This is a genomic window from Kluyvera fluvialis (assembly GCF_059725275.1).
Genome location: NZ_AP046142.1, coordinates 4,351,265 through 4,373,344, shown reverse-complemented (window position 1 = coordinate 4,373,344; position 22,080 = coordinate 4,351,265). Strand labels below are relative to the sequence as shown.

Here is a 22,080-nt window from a genome sequence, read left to right as displayed (position 1 = left end):
ATTTCGATTTCAGAAGAGTTTATGCATGTTAACGTCTCAGAAACTGACTTCAGACACGTCGCCGCTGTTTTCCCGCGTGGATGCGCTTTATGCGCTCGCGTTTCCCTGGCATGAACAGCGGGAGCGGGCGGCGAAGCAACAGGCGCTGAGCGATTCGCGCTATGCGCTGGAAGCGTGGTTTGACGGTGAACAGTTTGTTGGCATGAGCGGTAGCTGGCTGATTGACGACATGCTCTATATTGAGCATCTGGCGGTTGATGGCGCGCTGCGCTCGAAAGGCTACGGTAAGATTTTGCTGGCGGAACTGCTGCTGCGCGCTCCGGTCACCGTGCTGGAAATTGATCCGCTTACGACAGAGATTGCGCATCGCCGGTTACGTTTTTATGAGTCGATGGGGTTTGCCGCCAACCCGTGGGCACACGCGCACCCGACTTATCACCAGGGGATTGCCGATCATAAATTGGTGGTTTTAAGTTATCCGCAGAAAATCGATGAAGCGAAGTATCAGCGCTTCAACACCGCATTGCGCCAGGTAGTGATGGGCCTCGACGCGTAGGCCCAACGGTGCGAATTGCCGGATGGCGGCGTAAACGCCTTATCCGGCCTACAAACCCACGCAAATGGTGGCGTACAAACCCGCGTAGGCCTGATAAGCGCAGCGCCATCAGGCAGAACGGAGCAGAGTTGCCGGATGGCGGCGTAACGCCTTATCCGGCCTACAAACCCACGCAAATGGTGGCGTACAAACCCGCGTAGGCCTGATAAGCGCAGCGCCATCAGGCAGAACGGAGCAGATTGCCGGATGGCGGCGTAAACGCCTTATCCGGCCTACAAACCCACGCAAATGTTGACCTACAAACCCGCGTAGGCCTGATAAGCGCAGCGACATCAGGCAGAACGGAGCAGAGTTGCCGGATGGCGGCGTAAACGCCTTATCCGGCCTACAAATCGATGCAAATGGTGGCGTACAAACCTGTGTAGGCCTGATAAGCGCAGCGCCATCAGGCAGAACTGGGCAGATTGCCGGATAGCGGCGTAAACGCCTTATTTGGCCTACAAACCCGCGCTATCAGGCAAAAAAATACCCTCGCGAGGAGGGCATTTTGTGGGGCTTATTCCTGGTGCTCTGCCAACTCGCGCAGATACTGGAAAATCTGGCGGGCCGATTTCGGCGGCTTGTTCGCGGCCTTTTCTTTCTTGGCGTTGCGGATCAGCGAACGCAGTTGCTGACGGTCGGCGTCAGGCCACAGGTTCAGCACGTCGGCAACCGCATCGTCACCTTCATCAACCAGGCGGTCACGCAATTGTTCCAGTTTATGGAACAGAACGACCTGTTGGTTATGACGGTTTTTCAGCTTGTCCAGCGCCTGGCGAATCGGATCGACGTCGCGGCTACGCAACATTTTACCAACCAACTGCAACTGGCGGCGGCGGCCTTCCATCTTGATACGCTGCGCCAGCTCAATTGCGGCGCGCAGGTCGGTATCCAGCGGGATCTTCTCCAGCGCGTTTTTACCTAGCTCAACCAGTTCCGCCCCCAGCTTTTTCAGCTCTTCGGCGTCACGTTTAATTTCACTCTTGCTGACCCAGATAATTTCATCATCTTCGTCCTCGATATCGTCACCGGGGACTTCGTCGAGCCAGTCTTCGGGCTGCTTTGTCATTTCAGGCTCCTTAAAAAAGAGGCTAATACTAACAGCTTGAGCGCATACTGAGAATGGGTTCTCTGTTAGACTTCATTTAACTTTACCTCAGATTATGGCATTGATGATGAAAGTAACCACACAAGTTGCGGAACAACGTATTGCGCTGGAAAAAGCCGTCTCCACGGCGCTGGAGCTGGCGGCAGGTAAATCAGACGGCGCAGAAGTCGCGGTCAGTAAAACCACCGGTATCGGCGTTAGCACTCGCTACGGTGAAGTCGAAAACGTCGAATTCAACAGTGATGGCGCACTGGGGATAACCGTTTATCACCAGAACCGTAAAGGTAGCGCATCGTCTACGGATCTCAGCCCAGACGCCATTGCCCGTACCGTACAGGCGGCGCTGGATATCGCCCGTTATACCTCGCCGGACCCATGCGCAGGCGTGGCGGATAAAGATCTGCTGGCATTTGAAGCCCCAGATTTAGACCTGTTCCACCCGGCGGAAGTCACCCCGGATGAAGCCATCGAAATGGCGGCGCGCGCGGAACAGGCTTCTTTGAAAGCCGACAAACGCATTACCAATACCGAAGGCGGCAGTTTCAACAGCCACTACGGTATTAAAGTGTTTGGTAACAGCCACGGCATGTTGCAAAGCTACTGCTCGACGCGCCATTCCCTCTCTAGCTGTGTGATTGCCGAAGCAAACGGCGATATGGAACGCGATTACGCCTACACCATTGGCCGTGCGCTGGGCGACCTGCAAACACCTGAATGGGTTGGCGAAGAGTGCGCGCGCCGCACGCTGTCGCGCCTGTCTCCGCGTAAGCTCTCGACCATGCAAGCACCGGTTATCTTCGCCAATGAAGTGGCAACCGGATTGTTTGGTCACCTGGTCGGCGCGATTGCCGGTGGTTCGGTTTATCGTAAATCCACCTTCCTGCTGGACTCTCTCGGCCAACAAATTCTGCCGGAATGGTTGACCATTGAGGAACATCCACACCTGCTGAAAGGGTTGGCGTCTACGCCGTTCGACAGCGAAGGCGTGCGCACTGAACGCCGCGAGATCATTAAAGACGGCGTACTGACCCAATGGCTGCTGACTAATTACTCCGCGCGTAAGCTGGGGCTTAAGAGCACCGGTCATGCGGGCGGCATCCATAACTGGCGCATCGCCGGGCGTGGCCTGAGTTTTGAAAAGTTGCTTAAAGAGATGGGCACTGGTCTTGTCGTCACTGAATTGATGGGGCAGGGTGTGAGTGGGATAACCGGCGATTACTCGCGCGGTGCATCGGGCTTCTGGGTTGAAAACGGCGAGATTCAGTATCCGGTGAGCGAAATCACCATCGCGGGCAACCTGAAAGATATGTGGCGCAATATTGTCACCATTGCCGACGATATTGAGACGCGTAGTAATATCCAGTGTGGTTCCGTACTGTTACCGGAGATGAAAATCGCCGGCCAGTAATCACGTTTAGGGCGCATCCTGCTGCGCCCGTTTTGCTTAAATAATAAAAAGGAAGTGAGCAATGCGTAAAACTCTGTTAGCGATGTTGGCGGTCTCTACTTTTGCCCTCGGTTCGGCGTCGGCGTTTGCCGATCTGGGCGAAGATATGGATACGCTGGCGCAAAATCTTCAGGTAGTCGAAAAAACTACGGATGTCGGCGAGCTGAAATCAGCGCTGACCAAAATGCGCACGGCAGCCGTCGATGCGCAGAAAGAAACTCCGCCGAAGCTGGAAGGCAAAGCGGCTGACAGCGCAGAGATGAAAGATTATCGCCACGGTTTTGATGTGCTGATCGGCCAGATTGATGGCGCGCTGAAGCTGGCGAACGAAGGCAAACTCAAAGAGGCCCAGGCGGCAGCTCAAGAGTTAAAAACTACCCGTAACGAGAACCACAAGAAGTTCCGCTGAGCCTTTATTGGGGGGCATCTGCTGATGTCTCCCGCTTCTCACCCCTGAAAATTCCGTCGATATCACACTTTTCTCCTTTATTTTCCCATTGCGTTTTCCTATTGCCTTGACGCTTAGACGTGACATCCATCACGAGAATATATCCATATCATCATATTCGTGATGAATATGTGAATCAGATCACCCAGGCCGTCCTCCTTTCCACTTCGAAGTGGAAAACAACTCGCTACAAACTCCCCCTCCCCGGCGTTAGTTTTATCCCCAGAGACATTAGCGGGGAAATACAAGTGAATAACGGAGCGGTAATACACGACGCAGGGGAGCAGGCAACGCAGACAGAACAGCTGGCCGACAAAATGTTGCAGCAGGTGTTCGCTCTGTTACGCCGACGCGATATCACCCCTAACGACGTGCAGGAGCAAATGCTGACTTCCCACGTGCGGGCGATGGCCCACCGGTCAATTAGCGGCGAGCCGCTGCCGGAAGTGGATGCCAGCCTGTTTGAAGAAATTTCTGAAGATTCAATGATGCTTGCCCGCGAAGTGGTCGCGGAGTTCGGCAACCTGCCTGATGAAGAGGCCTGGCTGCTCTCCGTTCACTTCGAAGTAGCAAAAGACAACCTGTAAGGAGCAAAAAATGGAACAAATCACCGTAGTTATTGGCGACCGCCTGGGGAAAGGACAAAAAGTTGCCGCTGGCGCAGAAAAAGCCGGTGCTCGTGCAGTTGTGGTTCCGGGCGTGGCCGCAGATATGAAGTTGGGTGACATGATGAAAGCGGAAAACGCCACCTTTGGCATCTCTTTCTGCGGCAGCGGCGGCGCGGGCGCTATCACCGCGCAAACTAAATACGGCTACAAAGCAAAATACGGGATGCGTTCAGTAGAAGAGGGCGTTACCGCCATCAACGAAGGCTGCAATGTCCTGGGCTTCGGTTTTATGGACAAAGAAGAGCTGGGCGAGCGCCTGGTAGAAGCCTGGAAGAAGAAGTACGGCGCTTAACGATGAAAGAGCAATTCACCACCACGGTGAGGGTCACGGGCAAAGGCGAGAGCAAAACACGGGCGTTCGCCGATGCCCTGAACCATGTGCAGGCAGCGGTGATGAAAACATCATCGCGCATCTTACTGCGTATTGAGCCACAGGATGTGCAAGTTGTTCATGCGCGTGAAGCGGTGCGAAAAGAGGCGTTCTTATTCTTCTTTTTACGTCGTGAACGACGAGCGTACAGCGTGGAGCTGGACGTTACCGTCAACGTGACCGCCATTGACATCGATAAAGTGGATTTCGTCACGCAAACCTGATTTTTACCAAAGGGTCAGATTATGTTCCTGATAATTTTAATAAAATCGCTCATTATCGGCGGCCTGGTTGGCGTCGGTGTGGGGGCCGGAGCGGCACGCATGTTTCATGCGCCCACCACCCAGGGGATGGGCGCATTTCGTACTCTGGGCGAGCTGAACTCCTGCGAAGGCGATCCGGCTTCCCACTTCTCCTTTGGCCTCGGCTTCTTCTTTAACGCCTGGGCTTCTTCTGTTGCAGCAGGTTCCTTCACTCAGGACGTTGACCACCGCATTATCCCGAACTGGGGCGCGGCAGCGCTGATGCTGAAAAACCGCAACGTAGGCGAAACACTGCACGACCCGAAAAAAATGGCGATTGCCTGCGGCATCATCGGCATGATTGTTGTCGCCTTCCTGAACCTGACGGCCTCTTCAGTACCGCAGGCGTTGCAGGTGACGGCGGTGAAAGTGCTCGTCCCGGCGGCAAACCTGCTGGTCAACACCGTGATGCCGGTGATTTTCTGGCTGGCAGCGATTGATGCCGGTAAAAAATCGGGCTTCTGGGCCACCATTTTCGGTGGTGCTGCGCAACTGATTATGGGCAACGCCGTACCGGGCCTGGTGCTGGGCATCCTGATTGGTAAAGGGGTAGAAGAAAGCGGCTGGAACCGCGTCACCAAAGTGATGATGGGCGCTATCGTTGCGCTGTTCGTCCTGAGCGCCTTCTTCCGTGGCTTCGATATGAAGATGATCGAATCCTTCCACCTGACCGTGCCGAACTGGCTGGATCTCATCCACAACTCACTCAGCGGCAAATAACAGGAGCCTGATATGGAACAGAATAAAGGTTTTTGGTACGCCGACTGGTCGTTCCCGATCTTCGTTGGCCTGCTCTCCTCCGGCGTATTTGCCGGGACACACATGTACTACCTCTACGGTATCGGCGCGTTTAACGAAGTGGCGTTTGTCTCCATGTTGCGTGCGGGGATTGATACCGGGGCGTACGGCGCGGTGGCGGCGTTCGGCGCGAGCTTCCTGTTTGCGCGCATTATCGAAGGCTCGCTGGTGGGGATTCTGGACATCGGCGGCGCGATTCAGACTGGCGTAGGCTTGGGCGTTCCGGCGCTGCTGCTCGGTGCGGGGATTATGTTCCCGGTGACCAACTTTATTGCCTCGCTGATTACTGGGCTGGTGATTGGTGTGGCCATTGGTTACATCATCATTCTGGCGCGTAAATTCACCATCAATCAGAGCGATTCCACCTACGGTGCTGACGTGATGATGGGCGCCGGTAATGCCTCGGGTCGTTTTCTTGGGCCGTTGATTATCCTCAGCGCGATGACGGCTTCAATTCCTATTGGTATCGGTTCGTTGATTGGCGCGCTGCTGTTTTACATCTGGCAAAAGCCGATTACCGGCGGCGCAATTCTCGGCGCGATGCTCCTGGGATCTATCTTCCCGGTAGCGATTAGCTAACCGCCTGATGGCGCTTCGCTTATCAGGCCTACAGGTTGTGCAGAACCGCGACCCCGTAGGCCGGATAAGGCGCAGCCGCCATCCGGCAAAAAACCAGCACGAACTCGTAGGCCGGATAAGGCGTAGCCGCCATCCGGCAACAGGTTCCCCCATTTTACAGGAGAGAGATATGTTTGATTTACTCCTGCGCCGTGCGCGACTCGTTGACGATACCCTGACTGATATCGCCATCCAGGACGGGAAAATCGCGGCGCTGGGCGAGATTAGCGCGCCTGCTCGTAAAACCGTGGCGCTGGACGGCAAATACTACGTCAGCGCAGGATGGATTGACTCACACGTTCACTGCTACCCGAACTCGCCTATTTACCATGATCAACCCGACAGCGTCGGTATCGCTACCGGTGTTACCACGGTGATTGATGCGGGCAGCACCGGCGCCGACGACGTGGATGATTTCTATCAGCTAACCCGTAAAGCGGCGACCGACGTCTACGCACTGCTGAATATTTCCCGCGTTGGGCTGATTGCACAAAACGAACTGGCGAATATGGCCAATATCGACGCCGGGGCGGTGAAGCAAGCGGTGCTGCGCCATCCTGATTTTATCGTCGGCCTGAAAGCGCGCATGAGCAGCAGCGTGGTGGGCGAAAACGGCATCACGCCACTGGCGCGGGCAAAGGCCATTCAGCAAGAAAACGGCGACCTGCCGCTGATGGTACACATTGGGAATAACCCGCCGAATCTGGACGAAATTGCCGAGCTACTCACCTCTGGCGACATCATTACCCACTGCTATAACGGCAAACCCAACCGCATTTTGACGCCGGAAGGCGAGCTGCGCAGTTCTATTGTCCGGGCGCTCAAGCGCGGTGTGCGCCTCGACGTCGGCCACGGCACGGCGAGCTTCAGCTTTGAGGTGGCGCGGCGGGCGATTGCGATGGGCATTTTGCCGCACACCATCAGCTCCGATATTTACTGCCGTAACCGTATCGATGGCCCGGTGCGCTCTCTGGCGCTGGTAATGTCGAAGTTCCTCGCCATTGGCATGTCACTGCCGCAGGTGATTGCCTGCGTGACCGAAAACGCCGCCGACGGCCTGCGCCTGACGCGCAAAGGGCGGCTGGACGTGGGTTATGACGCTGACCTGACTGTATTTACCCTCGCGCAGACGCCGACCTTATTGGTGGATGCCGAAAAAGAGAGCCTTCAGGCTGACAAAATTCTGTTGCCGCTTGCCGCGATCCGCGCAGGCAAGGGCTATCTGACCGAACAAGGGAGTGCGGAAAATGCCTTCGATTTTTGAAAAATATGATTTAAAACAGGTTATTAACACTTCAGGGCGCATGACGGCGCTCGGCGTTTCAACGCCCCGCCCGGAAGTCGTTGAAGCCGCAATGGCGGGGATGAACCAGTATTTCGAGATGAAAGACCTGGTGAATAAAACCGGGGCGTACATCGCCAAATTGCTGGGCGTAGAAGGGGCGACCGTTGTCTCTTGCGCCTCTGCGGGGATTGCCCAGTCCGTTGCGGCAGTGCTGGTCAAAGACAGCGACTGGCTGCTGGAAAACCTACACGTTACGCCGATTGAAAATAACGAAATCGTCCTGCCGAAAGGCCACAACGTTAACTTTGGCGCGCCGGTTGGCACGATGGTCGCGCTGGGCGGCGGCAAGCTGGTGGAAGCGGGCTATGCGAACGAATGCTCCGCCGAGCAACTGGCGGCGGCAATCACCCCGCGCACGGCGGCGATTCTGTATATCAAATCTCACCACTGTGTGCAGAAAAGTATGCTCAGCGTTGCACAGGCCGCAACCGTGGCGCGCAGCCATAACCTGCCGCTGATTGTTGATGCGGCGGCGGAAGAAGACCTGCAAGCCTACTATCGCGCGGGCGCGGATCTGGTGATTTACAGCGGCGCAAAAGCGATTGAAGGGCCAACCAGCGGGCTGGTTATCGGTAAAACGCAGTACGTTGAGTGGGTCAAACGCCAGTCCAGCGGTATTGGTCGCGCGATGAAAGTGGGCAAAGAGGGCATTCTTGGCCTGACCTGCGCCATTGAGCACTACCTGACCGCGCGTAAAGAGAGCGGCGAAGAAATGGTGGCGAAGATGACGCCGTTTATTGACCAGCTCAATACCCTGAACGGTGTCACCGCGCGCGTGGTCTGGGACAGCGCCGGGCGTGATATTGCTCGTACCGAAATTAAATTTGATGAAGCGGTGACTGGCGTCCCAACTGGCGACGTGGTTAACGCGCTGAAACAGGGCGAATACGCCATCTACTTCCGTGGCTATAAAGCTAACGAAGGTATTATCGAAGCCGATGTCCGCAGCGTGAACGCGCAGCAGCTTGAGATTGTCTCTCGTCGCATCGCAGAGGTTCTGAATAAGGAGAAAACCGCATGAAACTGACCCCCAATTTTTACCGTGACCGTGTGTGCCTGAACGTACTGGCAGGCAGCAAAGACAACGCCCGCGAGATTTATGAAGCGGCGGAAGGTCATGTGCTGGTGGGCGTGCTCTCCAAACATTACCCGGACATCGCCAGCGCGGTGGCGGATATGCGTGAATACGCCGCGCTGATTGATAACGCACTTTCCGTGGGGCTGGGCGCAGGCGACCCGAACCAGTCGGCGATGGTGAGCGAGATTTCCCGTCAGGTACAACCACAGCACGTAAACCAGGTGTTCACAGGTGTCGCCACCAGCCGCGCGCTGCTGGGGCAGAGTGAAACGGTGGTTAATGGCCTGGTGTCACCCACCGGCACGGTTGGGATGGTCAAAATCTCCACCGGCCCGCTGAGCAGCAATGCACCGGATGGCATTGTGCCGCTGGAAACCGCCATTGCCCTGCTGAAAGATATGGGCGGCAGCTCTATTAAATATTTCCCGATGGGCGGCCTGAAGCACCGCGATGAGTTTGTGGCCGTGGCGCAAGCCTGCGCACGCCATGATTTCTGGCTGGAGCCGACCGGCGGTATCGATCTTGAAAATTACCGCGAAATTCTGAAAATTGCTCTGGACGCTGGAGTGAGCAAAATTATTCCCCATATCTATAGTTCAATTATCGATAAAGCCAGCGGCAACACCCGTCCGGCAGACGTTCGCGCGCTGCTGGAAATGACGAAAGCGTTAGTGAAGTAGTGCCGATTGCCCCTCACCCCAGCCCTCTCCCCAAAGGGGAGAGGGGAAAATAACCTCTCACCGAACCATCAAGGAGCCACCATGCTAACCGCTCGTCACCTGCTTGTTGCGTCACTTTCTCTGCTTGCCGCCAGCGCCGCCGCGCAAACTCAGTACGCATGGGTGGGCACTTACAACCCGAATGGCGAAGGCCTGTACCGCTTTACCCTCGACGGTAAAACCGGCGAACTGCGCGATAAAACGGTGGTGAGTACGCTGCCTAACGCGGCGCAACTGACGGTAACGGCGGACGGCAAAACGCTGTACCTCGCCAGCGAAGTGGAAAACGGCGTGATACAGGCGTGGCGTATTAACACCAACGGTGAGCTGACGCGTTTGAATCAGGTGGCTTCTGGCGGCAGCGGCCCGGTGTTTCTGTCGTTAACGCCAAATGGTCGTCATCTGCTGGTGGCAAACTACGTGAGCGGGTCGATAGCCGTACTGCCGGTGAAAGACGATGGCAGTCTGGGAGAGGCGGTGGATGTGCAGCAAGATAAAGGGCCAGCCGGTGCGGAACGTCCCGCCGCCGCCGTTGAAGGCAGCTTTGCGATGAGCGACCACAATGGCCCGCACGCCCATATGATCGCCGCCGATCCTGGCGGCCAGTTTGTCTACTCGACCGATCTGGGGCTGGACCGAATCTATCAATACCGGATCGACAGCGTTAGCGGCAAGTTAACGCCGAACGACCCGCCGTTTATCGCCGCATCGTCGCCAGGGGCGGGGCCGCGCCATTTTGTCTTTACGCCGACCGGAGATGGACTATGGTTGATTAACGAAGAGTCCTCGACGCTGACCTTTTATCACCTCGATAAACAAAGCGGCCTGCTGCGTGAAGGCAAGACGGTTTCTGTGCTGCCAAAAGAGTACAAAGGAACCAGCTTTGCATCGGGCCTGGTATTAAGCCAGGACGGCAAACAGTTGTATGTCGCCAACCGCTTACACAATAGCATTGCCCACTTTACCGTGATGGCTGACGGCAGCCTGAACCATCAGGAAGATATCTGGACGCGCGGGGATTATCCACGGACGTTAACGCTGGATAATCAAGGACATTGGCTATATGTCATGAATCAGCGTAGCGATAATATTACGCGATTTAGCGTGGCGCCGAAGGACGGTAAACTCACGTTTTCACCGGACTACACCCCGGTTGGCAGCCCATCTCAAATGGTGATTTCTGCTCAACCTTAAGCCGTAAAATGAAGGATCCGACATGCGATTTCCCAACCAACGTTTAGCGCAACTCTTTACCCTGCTGCAAAACGAAACGCTGCCCCAGGACGAACTGGCGCAGCGGCTGTCGGTCTCAACGCGTACCGTTCGCGCCGATATCACTGCGTTAAACGCGCTGTTGATGCACCACGGCGCGCAGTTTGTGCTGGCGCGCGGCAGCGGTTATCAGCTAAAAATTGATGACCCTTCGCGCTACCAGAGCCTGACTGAGGCCGCCCCCAAACAGCAGCATATTCCACGCACCGCCCAGGAACGTATCCACTTTTTGCTGGTGCGTTTTTTGACGTCAGCGTTTTCTCTCAAGCTAGAGGATTTGGCTGACTCCTGGTTTGTCAGCCGTGCGACGCTGCAAGGCGACATGGTCGATGTCCGCGAGCGGTTGCAGCGCTATCAATTAACGCTGGAAACCCGCCCGCGCCACGGCATGAAGCTATTTGGCAGTGAAGTGTCGATTCGCGCTTGTCTGACGGATCTGCTGTGGGAGTTGAGCCAGCAAGGGCCGCTAAACCCGCTGATTCGCGAGGAGGCGCTGGATGCCAACGTGCTGGCGCTGCTGGAAGAGGGGCTACAGGAAACACTCGCTCTGCATCATGTGCGCCTGACCGATGCGGGGGAGCGTTTTATCTGCCTGTATGGCGCGGTAGTGGTTCGCCGCGTTAGCGAAGGGTATCCGCTGGCTGATTTCAGCGCCGAAGATGTCGCGCAAAACGTCCGTGATGTGGCGCATGACCTGGCTGTTGCGCTGCAACAATTGGCGGGCAAAACGTTCTCCCCGGCAGAAGAAGAGTGGCTGTGCGTTCACCTTGCCGCTCGGCAGGTGCAGGACGTGGACCCCGGCACGATCAGCGCCGACGACGACGAAGCGCTGGTCAATTACATCCTGCGCTATATCAACCAGCAATATAACTACAACCTGCTGGACGACGCGCAACTGCACGCCGATTTGCTGACGCATATTAAAACCATGATAACGCGGGTGCGTTACCAGATAATGATCCCTAATCCGCTGCTTGATAACATCAAACAGCACTACCCGATGGCGTGGGATATGACGCTGGCCGCCGTTTCTAGCTGGGGTAAATATACGCCGTATGCGATCAGTGAAAATGAGATTGGCTTCCTGGTGCTGCACATTGGCGTTGGGCTGGAACGCCACTACAACATTGGCTATCAGCGCCAGCCGAAAGTGCTGCTGGTGTGCGATGCGGGTAAGGCGATGGTGCGAATGATCGAAGCCATTTTGCAGCGTAAATACCCACAGGTGGAGATTGCCGCGACACTTTCGCAGCGCGAGTACGAACAGCTCGACGCCGTGCCAGAAGATTTCATTATTTCGACGGTGCGCATTAGTGAAAAAGATAAGCCGGTTGTGACTATCGCGCCGTTCCCAACCGACTATCAGCTAGACCAAATTGGCAAGCTGGTGCTGGTCGATCGTACCCGCCCGTGGATGCTGAATAAATACTTCGATGAAACCCACTTCCGGGTTATCGATACGCCAATAGACCAGCAAACGCTGTTTGCCGAGCTGTGCCAGCAGTTGCAGCACGAAGGGTTTGTCGATGCTGAATTTCATGACTCGGTTGTTGAACGTGAGGCCATAGTCAGCACCATGCTGGGTGATGGCATTGCGCTGCCGCACGCGCTGGGATTACTGGCGAAAAAAACGGTGGTCTATACGGTTATCGCCCCTGAAGGTATCGCCTGGGGCGATGAAACTGCGCATATCATCTTCCTGCTCGCCATCAGCAAAAGTGAGTATGAAGAGGCGATGGCTATCTACGATATTTTCGTCACCTTCCTGCGCGAACGCGCTATGGCGCGCCTCGCTGCGACCCGTAGCTTTGAGGAATTTAAAGCGGTGGCGATGGAATGCGTCAGCCGTTTTTGATTGGCTATTCCCCCTCTCTATCATCACGTGCGATACGGAGAAAAGCGGCTACTGCGCCATTATTATCCTGCCTGCGACTGACCAGCATCAGATTGGCGGCAAGACCGGGTTCATCCAGAGGGCGGTACACCACTCCCGGAACGGAAATATTCATCAGTGGCTCCGGGACTAACGCCAGCCCTAAACCCGCAGCCGCCAGCGTAAGGACACTCAGCGAACTGGCAGAACAGTGGGAAATGAGCGGGGCATGGCCCAGAATCTGACTCAGAGCGAGATACAACGACTCATCCGCGCCGTGGGCATCGTAGAGGATCAGCGGTTCAGCGGCCAGCATCTCCACCGTCAACCGGGACTGGCGGGATAGTGGATGATCATCTGCCATCGCCACGATGCGCTTCCACAAACCAATTTTTTCCGCGATCAGCGCCGGTGAGTGGAGTTTGTCGTGATCGGGGGAATAACCAATATCAAGCTGCCCCGCCAGAATGGCGTCAGCCTGGGTCAGGGGGGCAATCTCACTGACTACCATCTCCGCATCGGGATAATGGTGGCGAAAAGTGCGCAAATCGCGCGTCAGTTTGCCGCTAAACACCGCATTTCCGGCAAAACCAATTCGTACCTGGCCGGTTTCGCCCCGCAAAGATCGCTGTACGGTTTGGCTTGCGTACTCGGCCTGATCCAGCGTGCGCTGTGCCTCAATCTGGAGCAGTCGTCCGGCCTCGGTCAATTCCACTTTACGGCTGGTGCGCACAAACAGCGGGCCGCCAAGCTCCTCTTCCAGCGCTTTAATCTGCATACTCAGCGCCGGTGGCACAATATTCAGCCGTTCAGCGGCGCGCGCAAAATGGCCCTCCTGGGCCACCGCCAGAAAATAACGCAGGTGACGTAACTCCATACGATGGCCTCATGGTTCACTCAAATTGAATGATGGGTCAATTTCATCTAATAGATTTTATCTTTAAGAGGGGTAAAACTGAAATCCATTCTCTGAAGGAGTCAAAAAACATGCAAAATTACCTCGACGATCGTCAACAAATTACCGATCTGCTTACCGGCTGGATCCATCGCGATCTGGGCGAATGGGATCAACTGCGTAATCTGTTTCATCCCGACGGCACGATTGAGATCACCTGGTTTGAAGGCGCAGCCAGTGATTTCGTGGATGGTTCCATGCGCATGGGCGCGTCGGATGCTCGCACTAAACACCTGATCGGCACGCCGGTGGTGACGTTTAATCACGACGCGACAAAGGCCATTGTTGAGACGAACGCGATGATTATCGGTGAAAACGTGAAACTCAATGTGGGATGCGTTGGGCACAACCGCTTTTACGATATGGCAGAAAAACGCGATGGCGTGTGGAAGCTGTTCAGACGCCAGAGCATTTACGATATGGCGAGCTTTACCTTCCCGCTCGGCCCGGTGGAAATAGACCAGGAAACGGTGGCGAAATATCCGCGTGAATATGCGGCGCTGGCGTATCTGCTTGAAAAAACCGGCTTCCCGGTCGAGCGCGTTTTTGCTACGCGCGGAAGTGAACTCGAACAACAAATGAAGGCGGACGCAAAGCGCTGGCTGGCGGTCTGAAAACGGAAACTCTGCTATCTCCGTTTTATCGCGCTAGCGGCGAAAATATTCTGGCGATGCGACGCCTGTTTCATTCTAGCGCAGGTGATGCACGACCTGATTGCTGCTGCCGCGCCAGATAAGCGACGGGTCTTTTAGGTCTTGCACAAATTTGCCATCGACCAGCACGTTGATAAGGTTGACCACTTCCATCTGCGCGTCGTTGAGTTCGTCCAGCTTGTAACCCGTCCACACCCAAATGTCTTTTCCTGAACATTCCGCGTGAATACGTTTCACCAGCTTGAGGATTTCCGGCACATTTTGCGGGTGCAATGGGTCACCGCCGGAGAGCGAAATCCCCTGGCGTTTGACGCGGGTATCGTTCAGGTCTGCGATGATGCGGTCGGCCATTTCTTCGGTGAACGGTTGACCGGAGTTTACCCGCCAGGTGCTTTTGTTATAGCAGCCTGGGCACTCGTGGACGCAGCCTGAAACAAACAGGGTGCAGCGAGTGCCGGGGCCGTTGACGATATCGACAGGATAATACTGATGGTAGTTCATAGCGTATAACCATGCCGGGTGGCGCTGCGCTTACCCGGCCTACAATGAGAGTGTGATCCGTAGGCCCGGTAAGCGCAGCGCCACCGGGCATTAATGCGTCATTCCGTAGGCTCGGTAAGCGTAGCGCCGCCGGGCATTAATGCGTCATTCCGTAGGCCCGGTAAGCGTAGCGCCACCGGGCATTAATGCGTCATTCCGTAGGCCCGGTAAGCGTAGCGCCACCGGGCATTAATGCGGCAGTCCGTAGGCCCGGTAAGTGTAGCGCCACCGGGCATTAACGCGGCAGAGGATTACCCGAGCTGCCCATTTCCCAAATGCTTCACGCGGCGCTTCACTTCTTCTTGCTTACCGGCGTTGAACGGACGAGCGTCCGGGCTGCCGAGATAGCCGCAGACGCGGCGGGTAACGGAAACGCGTGAGGCGTCGTGGTTACCACATTTCGGACAGGTGAAACCTTTACTGGTGCATTCGAACTCACCGGTAAAGCCGCACTCGTAGCACTCATCGATTGGCGTGTTGGTTCCGTAGTACGGCACGTGCTGGTAACTGTAATCCCACACGTCTTCCAGCGCTTTCAGGTTGTGCTGAATGTTTGGGTATTCGCCGTAGCAAATGAAGCCACCGTTCGCCAGCGGAGGGTAGGCCGCTTCAAAGTCGATTTTGTCGTACGGGTTCACCTTTTTCTCCACGTCGAGGTGGAAGCTGTTGGTGTAGTAGCCTTTGTCGGTAACGCCTTCCACAATGCCAAATTCGGCGGTGTCGAGACGGCAGAAACGGTCGCACAGGTTTTCACTTGGCGTGCTGTACAGGCTAAAGCCGTAGCCGGTTTCATCTTTCCACTGGTCAACCGCATCGCGCAGACGCTGAACAATCGCCACGCCTTTTTCACGCAGCATTTCGCTGTCGTACATGTGCTGGTTGCCGAACAGCGCGTTGATGGTTTCGTGAATCCCGATGTAACCGAGCGAGATAGACGCGCGACCATTTTTGAAGATTTCAGACACATCGTCGTCGGCGTTCAGGCGAACGCCACAGGCACCTTCCATATACAGGATTGGTGCTACGCGCGCTTTAACGCCTTCCAGACGCGCAATACGGGTCATCAGCGCTTTACGCGCCAGTACCAGACGCTCGTCCAGCAGTTTCCAGAACGCCTCTTCATTGCCTTTGGCTTCCAGCGCGATACGCGGCAGGTTCAGGCTGATAACGCCCAGGTTGTTACGCCCATCGTGAATCTGTTCGCCGTTTTCGTTTTCCCACACGCCAAGGAAACTGCGGCAGCCCATTGGGGTTTTGAACGAACCGGTAACTTTAACCACCTGATCGTAGTTAAGAATGTCTGGATACATGCGCTTGCTCGCACACTCCAGCGCCAGTTGTTTGATGTCGTAGTTGGCATCGCCTGGCTTGTGGTTCAGGCCATCGCGAATCGCGAAGACCAGTTTCGGGAATACCGCCGTTTTGCGGTTTTTACCGAGGCCCGCGATACGGTTACGCAGAATCGATTCCTGAATCAGGCGTGATTCCCAACTGGTGCCAAGACCAAAGCCGAAGGTGACAAAAGGTGTCTGACCGTTAGCGGTGTGCAGCGTGTTGACTTCATATTCCAGCGACTGGAACGCGTCGTAACACTCTTTTTCTGTGCGAGACAACGCGTATTTTTCCGCATCAGGAATCTGCCACTCTGCCGCCGTTTTACGGTGCTTGTCGTAGCTGGCGGTAACGAACGGTGCCAGTACTTCATCAATACGGTTAATGGTTGTGCCGCCATAAATGTGGCTCGCAACCTGAGCGATAATCTGCGCTGTGACCGCCGTGGCAGTTGAGATGGATTTCGGCGGCTCAATTTCCGCGTTACCCATCTTGAAGCCCTGCGTCAACATGCCTTTCAGGTCGATAAGCATACAGTTGAACATCGGGAAGAACGGCGAGTAATCGAGATCGTGATAGTGGATCAGACCACGCTCGTGCGCCATAACAACGTCGTGCGGCAGCAGGTGCTGACGCGCATAGTGTTTGGCGACAATACCGGCCAGCAGGTCACGCTGGGTTGGGATGACTTTACTGTCTTTGTTGGCGTTTTCGTTAAGCAGCGCCGAGTTGGTCTGCTCAACCAGACCGCGAATTTCCTGGTTCAGGCGGCCGCGCTTCTCGCGCTGGCTGTCGCGGTCGTGGCGATATTCGATATAAGAACGGGCTAGCTGTTTGTACGGCCCGGACATTAGCTGATTCTCAACGGCGGTTTGAATCTCGTTGATATCAACCTGTGGCTGGCCTTGCATTTGTTGGCTAACGATTGCTGCGACGGTGGCGCAATAGTCTGCGTCATCGACTCCCGCTGCTTTAGCTGCACGCAGAATTGCTTCTTTGATGCGCTCTGATTTGAACGGCACTTTACAGCCATCTCGTTTCATCACATGCGGTGTCATGATCACTCCAATTTAATAAGAACAGGTTATCCACAGAGGCAGGAAAACAGCGATTGGCGTAATTACCCCATTAACCAATACCTTCCCCCGAGTGCGGCCCAGGTTATCCACATATCGACGGTCTTTTCGTGATTCTCATTGTTGCAACGACTGTTGCAATAATAGTCGATAAATACCATATGTTGGGCCGGAACGCATTTTAAGGTCTATATGTAGTGATATGCATCAAAGATGTTTGCGTTTTTATTGACGCAGGACAAAGTAAAAATGCAAGAGTACAGATGGCAGGCGTTACGGGATATGTAAATTTTATTTGTGCGAATTGTGACCAAATACGATATGTAGAGTGTCATTTTGAGCAGCCCGGCAGCATAGCGCCACCGGGCGGGAGATTAGCCCTGAAGCCACCAGATAGCTTCAAAAGGACGTAGGGTCATCGTGGTTGGGGTTTGTGGCGCATCGTCGTAGTTGCTCATTAGACGCTGCCAGCGTTGATTGTCAGACGGCGGCTCCCACGCTAACGGCTCGGCGTTGAGGTTCGCGACCACCAACAGCGTTTGCCCCTGCCATTGGCGGCGATAGCACCACAATGACGGATGCTCCGCCTGTAAATCTTGATAATCGCCCCAGGTAAGCACCGGTTGCGACTTGCGCAGCGCAATCAACTGCTGATAGGTATAGAACACGGAGTCGGGGTCGGACAACGCGCGTTCAACGTTGATGTCCGTGTAGTTATCGCAAACGCCAATCCACGGCGTACCCTGGGTGAAACCGGCGTTGTCGCTGGCGTCCCACTGCATCGGTGTGCGGCTGTTATCGCGGGATTTACTGGCGAGAATCGCCAATAGTTCGTCGCTGTGCTGCCCCTGCGCCACTCGCTCGTTGTACATGTTGTGGCTCTCCACGTCGCGATAATCGTCGATTTTCGCGAAATGGGGGTTAGTCATGCCGATTTCTTCACCCTGATAAATGTACGGAGTGCCTTGCATTCCGTGCAGCACCATTGCCAGCATTTTCGCCGCCGGAACACGGTATTCACCTTCGTGACCAAAGCGCGAGACAATGCGCGGCTGATCGTGGTTACACCAGAACAGCGCGTTCCACGCTTGCTGGTGCATTCCCTGCTGCCAGTGGCTGAACAGGGATTTCAGCGCCACGAAATCAGGGCGCGCCAGCGTCCATTTTTCGCCGCCGGGGTAGTCCACTTTCAGATGATGGAAGTTAAAGGTCATCGACAGCTCTTTGCCGTCGAGTGAGGCGTACTGCTGGCAGTGCTCCAGCGATGTCGAAGACATTTCGCCCACGGTCATCAGGCCGCGCGGGGTAAAGACATCACGGCTGAACTCCTGAAGAAACTCGTGAGCGCGCGGGCCGTCGGTATAGAAGCGGCGACCATCGCCCAGTGAATCCTCCGGGAAGGATTGATCTTTGGAGATCAGGTTCACCACATCCAGACGCAGGCCATCAACGCCACGATCGGCCCAGAACTCACACACTTTTTTCAGCTCAGCGCGTACCGTTGGGTTTTCCCAGTTGAGATCCGCCTGCTCGGTGGCGAACAGGTGCAGATAATATTGCCCACTTTCGGCGTCCCACTGCCAGGCGTTGCCGCCAAATTTTGAGCGCCAGTTGTTCGGCGGTGTTTCTGGCGTGCCATCGCGCCAGATATAGAACTGGCGGTATGGGCTGTCTTTTTTCAGCGACTCTTTAAACCACGCATGTTGAGTAGAGGTGTGGTTTAACACCATGTCGAGGACAATGCGGATGCCGCGCTGGTGCGCTTCGGCAACCAGTTGGTCGAAATCATCAAGCGTGCCGTAAGTCGGATCGATAGCCGTGTAGTTCGCCACGTCATAGCCGTTATCAACCTGCGGCGACACGTAGAACGGCGTCAGCCAGATGGCATCAATGCCCAGCTTTTGCAGGTAATCAAGGCGTGAGGTCACACCGCGCAGATCTCCCGTTCCGCGTCCGGTCGTGTCCTGAAAACTCTTAGGGTAAATCTGGTAGATAACGCCGTTTTGCCACCAGTGAGGAAGTGTATTCATTGAGTTGTCCTTTAAGAAGGCGAAGGGGCGCAAGTGCGCCCCGAACAAAAGTAAGATTTACATTACCGGCAGCGTGCCCTGGCGCAGTTTGCGCTTGTACACCACTGCGGTCAGGAAGATAGGCACGATAACGGCGATGACCATCGCGATGCTGTAAACGCCCCAGAAGGTCGGTTTAATCGACAGAATGCCCGGCAGGCCGCCCACGCCGATGCCGTTTGCCAGCACACCGTTCAGGCCGCACAGCAGGCCTGCGAGGCCAGAGCCGACCATCGCGCACAGCATTGGGAAGCGGTATTTCAAGTTGATCCCGTACATCGCCGGTTCCGTCACGCCAAGATAAGCGGAAATGGCTGCCGGAACGGAGATTTCGCGCTCCTTGCTCTTGCGGCTGCAAATAATAATGCCAACCACCGCCGACGCCTGAGCAATGTTAGACAGCGCAATCAGCGGCCACACTGGCGTACCGCCCATGCTTTGGATCATCTGCATATCAATTGCCAGCGTGGTCTGGTGCACACCGGTAATCACCAGCGGGGCGTACAGGAAGCCGAACAGTGCCGCCCCCACAGGCGCGAAACTGCCGGTCATCAGGTGACGCACGGCGAAGGCCACGCCATCACCAATCCAGCGGCCAAACGGGCCGATAAAGGCATGAGCCAGGAACACCGCGAGAATCAGTGAACAGACTGGCACAATCACCAGATAGAGGTAATCCGGGACGATTCGTTTGAGGCGCGTTTCAATAAAGCCCAGCGCCAGACCAGCCAGCAGGGCTGGGATCACCTGAGCCTGATAGCCCACTTTGGCGATGGTGAACAGGCCAAAGTTCCACACTTCCGGTACTTGCTGGCCCAGCAGATAGGCGTTCATCAGTTGCGGGGAAACCAGCGTGACGCCCAGTACAATGCCGAGAATCGGCGTGCCGCCCATTTTCTTCACCGCAGACCAGCAGATACCGACCGGCAAATAGAAGAAGATGGCTTCGCCAATCAGCCATAAGAAGTCATAAATGGTTTGCAGCGACGGGTGCATCTGCGCCAGCGTCTGGCCGTTGCTCATCGGCAGGTCGCCGATAACGTTACGGAAGCCTAAGATCAAACCCCCGCTGATCAGTGCGGGCAGCAGTGGGAAGAAGATCTCTGCGAAATGGGAGATCAACTGCTCGTGCCATTTCATATTCTGGCGCGCCGCCTGTTTGGCCTGCTCTTTATCCGCTGATTTTTGACCGGTGGTGGCGAGCAGCGCCTGATAGTAGTCGCCCACCTCAGTGCCGATAACCACTTGGAACTGCCCGGCGTTGGTAAAGCAACCTTTTACCATCGGCAACTCTTCGATGGCTTTCGGATCGGCTTTCGCGGGGTCATTCAGTACGAAGCGCAACCGCGTAATACAGTGGCTGACGGTGGCGATGTTTTCCCGTCCACCGACCAGTTCGATCAGTTTATCGATGTTCTGTTGTTCTATTTTTTTGCTCATAATTGGGCCTTCAAACAGAGGTGAGATCTCCCCGATAACCGCTAGCTCAGGTTGCCTGTTGGTGAGGCAAACTGGCGGACTCAGGATATGAACCGTTATTGATATGTTGAATATAAGCGTAGCGGGTTTACCGCGCCGGGAAAACGGGAACGTTCCCGAAACGTAGCGACGATCACATTAAAGCGCTATTTCTGCTTAGGCCAGGAGCGCGGGGATCACGATTTGCTGCGGTTCGGCGCGCCCGCTAATCTGGGCGATTAACTGCCCAGCGGCACGGCGTCCCGCCTCGGCGTAGCCAGGATCGATGGTGATAATTTCAGGGTGCAGGAATTTGGTCAGCGGCGTATTGCCGACGCTCGCCAGTTGGATGTTGTCGATGCGCTGTTCCTGAAGATACTTACTCGCGCCGAGGGCGAGCGTATCGGTTGCGCAAATCAGTGCGGTGGTTTCAGGGGTGATCACCTGGCTTGCGAAATCATAACCTTGCTTCATGGCAAGCCCCGGTAGGGCGGCTGCCGGTGTTAGCTGATGCTGCTGGCAAAATGCCTGATAGGCATCGTAGCGGCGCTGTCCGGTAGTGACGTCGCTTTGCGGAACGCCCAGGAAGCTAATATGGCGGTGGCCGAGCGAGTACAGGCGCTGCATGAGCTGGGTAATCGCGCCGGTATCGTCGTAGCACACGGAGGCAAAACCGTGGGCGTCACGCGCCATCAGTACCAGCGTGGGTTGCCAGTTGGCGAGCATCTCTTCGGTGATACCGGTGAAGCCAAACAGGATCACGCCGTCAATATTACGCCGTTTGAGCATCGCCAGGTGCTCGACCACTTTTGCCGGTGAGAACTGGCTTTCCATCATGATCGGGTCGTAGCCCTGCTCGTAAAACGCTGGCAGCATGGTTTGCACGGCGAGGTTTTCAGACAGAGAATCGAGGCGACTGACGATAATCGCGACCACTTTGTCGCTTTGCCCCCGCATGGCGCGGGCGGAGCGGGAAGGGGAGAAACCGTGCTGGTGCATAACGGCTTCGACGCGCTCGCGGGTGCGTTCGCTGACGCCGCTCTCATTATTCAGCACGCGGGAAACGGTTGATTTCCCGACACCGCTTAAACGGGCGATATCTTTAATGGTCAGCCGATTTTGCATATTGTTGCCCCGCGTGAATATTTTTCACATCAAACCTGCTGGTTGACGTATCGTTGAATAGACAGCCGTTATTATATCGCTGTAATTATCACAAACCTTATGATTTTCTGCGTATCTTGCGCGGCATTTTCTATCATTAACCTTACCGGAGGCGTTATGGATCCCGATCCCACCCTTCTCTCTGTATGGAGAGTTATTTTCCGGTAGGTCAGTTTTTGCTGTCTTACCGAT

General features: G+C 55.5%; 21 protein-coding genes and 2 pseudogenes. 14 read left to right on the top strand and 9 right to left on the bottom strand.

The window, feature by feature from the left end; translation table 11 throughout:
* Nucleotides 1-25: 25 nt before the first annotated feature.
* A complete protein-coding gene (locus AC6I4B_RS20700; RefSeq protein ID WP_497767834.1) occupies nt 26-556 on the top strand; it encodes a GNAT family N-acetyltransferase in 531 nt (176 codons plus the stop codon).
* On the opposite strand, the pseudogene AC6I4B_RS20695 reads toward AC6I4B_RS20700, so the two are convergent.
* From AC6I4B_RS20695 to yjgA, 3 genes and pseudogenes are all read right to left on the bottom strand, one after another.
* Nucleotides 505-675 (bottom strand): annotated as a pseudogene (locus AC6I4B_RS20695) (hypothetical protein); the annotation flags it as partial. The gene AC6I4B_RS20700 and the pseudogene AC6I4B_RS20695 overlap by 52 nt on opposite strands.
* Nucleotides 665-1,042: pseudogene (locus AC6I4B_RS20690) on the bottom strand (hypothetical protein); the annotation flags it as partial. The pseudogenes AC6I4B_RS20690 and AC6I4B_RS20695, both read right to left, overlap by 11 nt.
* Nucleotides 1,043-1,112: 70 nt before the next feature.
* Nucleotides 1,113-1,664 (bottom strand): ribosome biogenesis factor YjgA, encoded by a 552-nt coding sequence (yjgA, locus tag AC6I4B_RS20685; protein ID WP_497767833.1) that lies wholly within the window; start codon nt 1,662-1,664, stop codon nt 1,113-1,115.
* 94 nt (nt 1,665-1,758) lie between these two features.
* Here yjgA and pmbA point away from each other — a divergent pair, with 94 nt between their 5' ends.
* The 12 genes from pmbA (at nt 1,759) to AC6I4B_RS20625 (ending at nt 12,623) form a co-directional block, all read left to right on the top strand.
* Nucleotides 1,759-3,111, top strand: coding sequence for a metalloprotease PmbA (gene pmbA, locus AC6I4B_RS20680; protein WP_497767831.1), 1,353 nt, complete (start codon nt 1,759-1,761; stop codon nt 3,109-3,111).
* 61 nt (nt 3,112-3,172) lie between these two features.
* Nucleotides 3,173-3,559, top strand: coding sequence for a cytochrome b562 (gene cybC / locus AC6I4B_RS20675; RefSeq protein WP_497767830.1), 387 nt, complete (start codon nt 3,173-3,175; stop codon nt 3,557-3,559).
* A gap of 287 nt (nt 3,560-3,846) precedes the next feature.
* Nucleotides 3,847-4,185 carry a glycine dehydrogenase gene (locus tag AC6I4B_RS20670; protein WP_497767828.1) on the top strand — a complete coding sequence of 113 codons (339 nt, stop codon included), beginning with the start codon at nt 3,847-3,849 and terminating at the stop codon, nt 4,183-4,185.
* A gap of 10 nt (nt 4,186-4,195) precedes the next feature.
* A complete protein-coding gene (locus tag AC6I4B_RS20665; protein ID WP_004206501.1) occupies nt 4,196-4,558 on the top strand; it encodes an SFCGS family glycine-rich protein in 363 nt (120 codons plus the stop codon).
* A gap of 2 nt (nt 4,559-4,560) precedes the next feature.
* Nucleotides 4,561-4,860, top strand: coding sequence for a DUF4312 family protein (locus AC6I4B_RS20660; protein WP_035892752.1), 300 nt, complete (start codon nt 4,561-4,563; stop codon nt 4,858-4,860).
* A gap of 21 nt (nt 4,861-4,881) precedes the next feature.
* Nucleotides 4,882-5,658: a DUF4311 domain-containing protein gene (locus tag AC6I4B_RS20655; RefSeq protein WP_497767827.1), complete on the top strand. Its 777-nt coding sequence runs from the start codon at nt 4,882-4,884 to the stop codon at nt 5,656-5,658.
* Nucleotides 5,659-5,670: 12 nt separating this feature from the next.
* Nucleotides 5,671-6,315, top strand: a complete 645-nt coding sequence (locus tag AC6I4B_RS20650) for a DUF4310 family protein (protein ID WP_497767825.1) — start codon at nt 5,671-5,673, stop codon at nt 6,313-6,315.
* A 169-nt stretch (nt 6,316-6,484) separates the two neighbouring features.
* Nucleotides 6,485-7,618 (top strand): amidohydrolase/deacetylase family metallohydrolase, encoded by a 1,134-nt coding sequence (locus AC6I4B_RS20645; protein ID WP_497767824.1) that lies wholly within the window; start codon nt 6,485-6,487, stop codon nt 7,616-7,618.
* On the top strand, nt 7,602-8,720 hold the full coding sequence (locus tag AC6I4B_RS20640; RefSeq protein ID WP_497767822.1) for a DgaE family pyridoxal phosphate-dependent ammonia lyase: 1,119 nt from the start codon (nt 7,602-7,604) through the stop codon (nt 8,718-8,720). The genes AC6I4B_RS20645 and AC6I4B_RS20640 overlap by 17 nt, the downstream gene beginning before the upstream one ends.
* Nucleotides 8,717-9,457, top strand: a complete 741-nt coding sequence (dagF, locus tag AC6I4B_RS20635) for a 2-dehydro-3-deoxy-phosphogluconate aldolase (protein ID WP_497767821.1) — start codon at nt 8,717-8,719, stop codon at nt 9,455-9,457. Before AC6I4B_RS20640 ends, dagF begins: the two co-directional genes overlap by 4 nt.
* Nucleotides 9,458-9,538: 81 nt before the next feature.
* Nucleotides 9,539-10,690, top strand: a complete 1,152-nt coding sequence (locus tag AC6I4B_RS20630) for a lactonase family protein (protein ID WP_497767820.1) — start codon at nt 9,539-9,541, stop codon at nt 10,688-10,690.
* Between the two features lie 22 nt (nt 10,691-10,712).
* Complete coding sequence (locus AC6I4B_RS20625) at nt 10,713-12,623, top strand: BglG family transcription antiterminator (protein WP_497767818.1); 1,911 nt, start codon at nt 10,713-10,715, stop codon at nt 12,621-12,623.
* Nucleotides 12,624-12,627: 4 nt separating this feature from the next.
* Here the strand turns inward: AC6I4B_RS20625 and AC6I4B_RS20620 are convergent, their stop codons facing one another.
* Nucleotides 12,628-13,518 carry a LysR substrate-binding domain-containing protein gene (locus AC6I4B_RS20620; RefSeq protein ID WP_497767816.1) on the bottom strand — a complete coding sequence of 297 codons (891 nt, stop codon included), beginning with the start codon at nt 13,516-13,518 and terminating at the stop codon, nt 12,628-12,630.
* 110 nt (nt 13,519-13,628) lie between these two features.
* Between AC6I4B_RS20620 and AC6I4B_RS20615 the strand changes: the two genes are divergently transcribed.
* A complete protein-coding gene (locus AC6I4B_RS20615) occupies nt 13,629-14,210 on the top strand; it encodes a nuclear transport factor 2 family protein (protein WP_497767815.1) in 582 nt (193 codons plus the stop codon).
* 75 nt (nt 14,211-14,285) lie between these two features.
* Here the strand turns inward: AC6I4B_RS20615 and nrdG are convergent, their stop codons facing one another.
* From nrdG to treR, 5 genes are all read right to left on the bottom strand, one after another.
* Complete coding sequence (nrdG, locus tag AC6I4B_RS20610) at nt 14,286-14,750, bottom strand: anaerobic ribonucleoside-triphosphate reductase-activating protein (protein WP_497767814.1); 465 nt, start codon at nt 14,748-14,750, stop codon at nt 14,286-14,288.
* 290 nt (nt 14,751-15,040) lie between these two features.
* The gene (gene nrdD / locus AC6I4B_RS20605) at nt 15,041-17,179 is read right to left on the bottom strand and encodes an anaerobic ribonucleoside-triphosphate reductase (RefSeq protein WP_497767812.1); all 2,139 of its coding nucleotides are present in this window, start codon (nt 17,177-17,179) and stop codon (nt 15,041-15,043) included.
* Between the two features lie 392 nt (nt 17,180-17,571).
* Entirely contained in the window at nt 17,572-19,227 is a 1,656-nt protein-coding gene (treC, locus tag AC6I4B_RS20600; RefSeq protein WP_497767811.1) for an alpha,alpha-phosphotrehalase, read from the bottom strand.
* 57 nt (nt 19,228-19,284) lie between these two features.
* On the bottom strand, nt 19,285-20,706 hold the full coding sequence (treB, locus tag AC6I4B_RS20595) for a PTS trehalose transporter subunit IIBC (protein ID WP_497767809.1): 1,422 nt from the start codon (nt 20,704-20,706) through the stop codon (nt 19,285-19,287).
* Between the two features lie 195 nt (nt 20,707-20,901).
* A complete protein-coding gene (treR, locus tag AC6I4B_RS20590) occupies nt 20,902-21,849 on the bottom strand; it encodes a trehalose operon repressor TreR (RefSeq protein WP_497767808.1) in 948 nt (315 codons plus the stop codon).
* Nucleotides 21,850-22,080 lie beyond the last annotated feature (231 nt).